Genomic DNA, 3,886 nt, shown 5'->3' on the forward strand with positions numbered 1-3,886 from the left:
ATTATGAATTTTTCTTTCATTTAATAAATGTTTAGTAAAAATATAAATGAGAAACACTATTAAATTTATAAAACCAATAATAAAATATATAAATGTAAAAGTAATACCTATTCCATTTTTAACAGCTAAACTTGAAGGTATAGTTTCTAGTGTTTCTATAAAGCCAGTTAATCCTATTATTAAGGTTATTATAGATATAATTGTTAATATATAACTTATTACTATACTTATTTTATTCAATAACTTTAAAATATTCATTCTAAATCCCTACTTTAAAAATTTTCTTTTGTATATAGATTATATTAACATAAAAATACATTAGTGTATATAAAAGCTCATATTCTTTAATTTCTTATTTAAATATAAATATTTAAAGTATAATTGTAACTAATCCAATTTCATAAATATGAAAGCTAGTTTTTATAGAAGGAAGAATTTTAGCTATAGCACAATCTACATAATTTATACTATCATTTTCATTTGAATTAAAGGTTATAGGTACAAATTTTGATAATATAGCAACAGTATTAAAAATATAGTATAATTTACTTTTAATATTTATCCAAAGGAGTAATAAAATGAAAATATTGTTTAAAGAAGATGATTTAAAGTTAAAGCAATATATTAGTGAATATTTAGAAGCTTATGATTTTAAAGTTACTACAATAAATGATTTTAATAAGGTAATGGAAACTGTGGAAAAAATAAATGCAAATTTAATAATATTAGATATTAATTTACCTAAATTTGATGGATTTTATTTTTTAAGGTTAATTAGAAAAAAATACAAAACTCCCGTGATAATACTTTCCGCTAGAAGTGATGAAGGTGAACAAATAAGAGGCATGGAACTTGGAGCAGATGACTATGTTACAAAACCCTTTGCCATAGGAGTATTACTTGCTAAAATAAATGCTTTATTAAGAAGAGTAAATGAATATAAAGATATTACTAAAGAAAGTAATATCTCTAAAGGTTTAAAGGAAAATAATTTATTTTTACTTAATGATAGTATGAAATTAAAATATGAAGGTAAAATTATAGATCTTACAAAGAATGAACATAGAATATTAAACCTACTTTTAAATAATATAGGAAAGGTTATTACTAGAGAGGAAATTCTAGAAGCTATTTGGGATGACACATTATTTGTAGATGATAATACTTTAACAGTTAATATGACTAGGGTTAAAAAGAAACTAAGTGATTTAGGTATTAATAATGCTATTACTACTAAAAGAGGGGTAGGTTATGTGTTTAATGGAATTAATAATTAAAGTTATTAAAGTTAAAGGAAGAGATTTATTAGCACTTATTATAAATACTTTAGTTATAATATTGTTTTATTATTTATTATTTGAAAATAGTGAAATATTATATCCTTTATGCTTAAGTATTTTTGTAATATTAATATATTTTATTATTGAAATATTTAAATACAAAGAATTTTTAAAAAAATTAGAGGATAGTAAAAGAAGCCCTGATTATAGTAATCCTTATATTAATTTTAATGAAGAAGAAATATTTAATACTATTTCAAGTATGCATAAAGAGTATCTTTATAAAATACACTCTCTTAATGGACATATAAGTGATAGAGATGCTTTATTTTCTCAATGGATTCATAATATGAAAACATCCTTAACTGTAATAGATTTAGCCTGTGAAAAAAGTATTTTAAAAAATGGTGAAGATAACTGTATTGAAGACATAAAAGAAGAAAACACCACTGTAAAAAAGAATTTAGAAGAATGTTTAAATGTATTAAGATTAGATAATTTTTCAAGGGATTACATAACTATTACTTGTAACCTAAAAGAATTAATAACTAATGTAATAAATATAAAAAAAAGAGACTTTATATATAAAGGAGTATTTCCTAAAATAAAAATAGATGAAAATATACAGGTTTATACGGATAAAAAATGGTGTTCATACATGATAGAGCAAATAATATCTAATTCCATTAAATACTCTGAAAATAAAAAAGGTAAAAAAGTAGAAATTGAAGCTATCTCTAAAGAAAATACCATTGAATTATCAATTAAAGATGAAGGTGTAGGAATAGCTAAAGAAGACTTACCAAGAATATATGATCCATTTTTTACAGGTAATAATGGTAGAAAAGAAAGAACAGCCACAGGTATAGGTCTTTATATGGTAAAGCTTATAGGAGAAAAGTTAGGACATACTATTAAAATAAATTCACAACTTGGTAAGGGTACTATAGTGTATATAGTATTTAAAAAGGAAAATTTTATTTTATAAATTAACTAACCTTTCAAAAATGTAAGGTTTTGTAAGGGGAATCCATTAGAGAATTTTGGATTCCCTTTTATAATAATATCATAAGATGCTTAGAAAAAAGCGGAATAATCTATTTATATAAGAGGGGTTAAATATATGGAGATTTTAAAGGTAAATAATTTAATTAAAATTTATAGTTCTTATAAAGGAGCAAAGGAAGTAACTGCATTAGAGGGAATAAATTTAGAAGTAAAGGAAGGAGAATTTGTAGGTATAATGGGCCCGTCTGGTAGTGGTAAAACTACTTTGCTTAATATTCTTTCAGGGGTAGATAAAAGCACTTCAGGAAAAGTTATTATAAAGGATAATGATATTAGTAAACTAAAAAAAGATGAATTAGCCTTATTTAGAAGAAAAAATATTGGATATATATTTCAAGATTTTAATCTTTTAGATAGCTTAACTTTAGAAGAAAACATATCATTACCACTTATTTTAGATAAAAAAAATCCAAAAGAAATTAAGAAAAAAGTTAATGAACTTATGGAATTTTTTAATATAGGAAATTTAAGTAAAAAATATCCTTACCATATTTCTGGGGGACAAAAGCAAAGAGTAGCTGCTGCAAGGGCTTTAATAAATGATCCTGCTATAATATTTGCAGATGAACCTACAGGGAATTTAGACTCAAAATCTGCCAATAGCATAATGGAAACCATAAGTAAAATGAATAAGGATATAAATAGTACAGTTTTAATGGTAACTCATGATCCCTTTGCTGCCTCCTTCTGTAAAAGAATTATCTTTATTAAGGATGGAAAGATTAAAATGGAAATTACATCAAATGGAAATAGAACACAGTTCTTTGATAAAATACTAGAAGTTCAAAGTATTATGGGAGGAGAAAACTAATGAATTTTTCTTCCATAATTAAAAAAAATTTTATTCATAATTTTAATAAATATATATCTTTCTATTTTATAAATTCCTTAATTATAGCATTATTATTTATGTATGGTAGCTTAATGTTTAATGAAGCTGTATTAGATAGTATAGGAAAAACTTCTATATATGAAACTGTAAATATTTCCTTAATGGGACTTATAATTTTTTCTATAGTCTTTATAACCTATACAAATATGGCATTTTTAAAGAATCGTGGTAAAGAATTTGGAATGTACTTAACTTTAGGAATGACCACAAAGGATTTAACTAAATTAATATTTATAGAAAACTTAGGTATAATGTTAGCATCTTTATTAACAGGAGTTTTAACTGGAACAGTATTTGGAAAACTGTTTTACATGATATTAAATAAAATAATAGCATCTACTTCAATTCCTTTTAAATTAAATTACAAAACTTATTTGCTTAGCATAGGAGTATTTTCTTTAATATTTATAGGAAACTTTATTTTTAATATATTTTATATAAGAAAAGCATCTATAATAGAGGTTATAAAAGCATCTAAGAAAAAAGAAGTAGGAAAAGCTAATGTGCTATTAGGAGGAATTTCTTTAATATTATTAATAATAGCTATGATATACTTACCTAAAACTTTATTAATGGAAATATTTAAAGAAGAAAGATATATGGTAGGAGTTTTTATAGCAGTAACATTAATATGTCCCTATATGAT

Annotated in this window: 5 protein-coding genes; 4 read left to right on the plus strand and 1 reads right to left on the minus strand. The window is 23.2% G+C overall.

All coding sequences use genetic code 11. The features are described from left to right. Positions 1-258 (minus strand): hypothetical protein (locus tag GBZ86_RS18045; protein ID WP_207707459.1); only part of this gene is annotated, 258 nt, incomplete at its 3' end. A gap of 320 nt (positions 259-578) precedes the next feature. On the opposite strand from GBZ86_RS18045, the gene GBZ86_RS13515 reads away from it, so the two are divergent. The 4 genes from GBZ86_RS13515 to GBZ86_RS13530 all read left to right on the plus strand — a co-directional run. Beyond that, a complete protein-coding gene (locus GBZ86_RS13515; RefSeq protein ID WP_152891490.1) occupies positions 579-1,277 on the plus strand; it encodes a response regulator transcription factor in 699 nt (232 codons plus the stop codon). Beyond that, complete coding sequence (locus GBZ86_RS13520) at positions 1,252-2,268, plus strand: sensor histidine kinase (protein WP_152891492.1); 1,017 nt, start codon at positions 1,252-1,254, stop codon at positions 2,266-2,268. Before GBZ86_RS13515 ends, GBZ86_RS13520 begins: the two co-directional genes overlap by 26 nt. A 135-nt stretch (positions 2,269-2,403) precedes the next feature. Continuing rightward, entirely contained in the window at positions 2,404-3,159 is a 756-nt protein-coding gene (locus GBZ86_RS13525; protein WP_152891494.1) for an ABC transporter ATP-binding protein, read from the plus strand. After that, positions 3,159-3,886, plus strand: a 728-nt coding sequence (locus tag GBZ86_RS13530; RefSeq protein WP_152891496.1) for an FtsX-like permease family protein, incomplete at its 3' end; no start/stop codon positions are given. The genes GBZ86_RS13525 and GBZ86_RS13530, both read left to right, overlap by 1 nt.

The sequence above is a fragment of the Clostridium tarantellae genome (assembly GCF_009295725.1).
In the GTDB taxonomy this organism is placed as follows: Bacteria; Bacillota; Clostridia; order Clostridiales; family Clostridiaceae; genus Sarcina; species Sarcina tarantellae.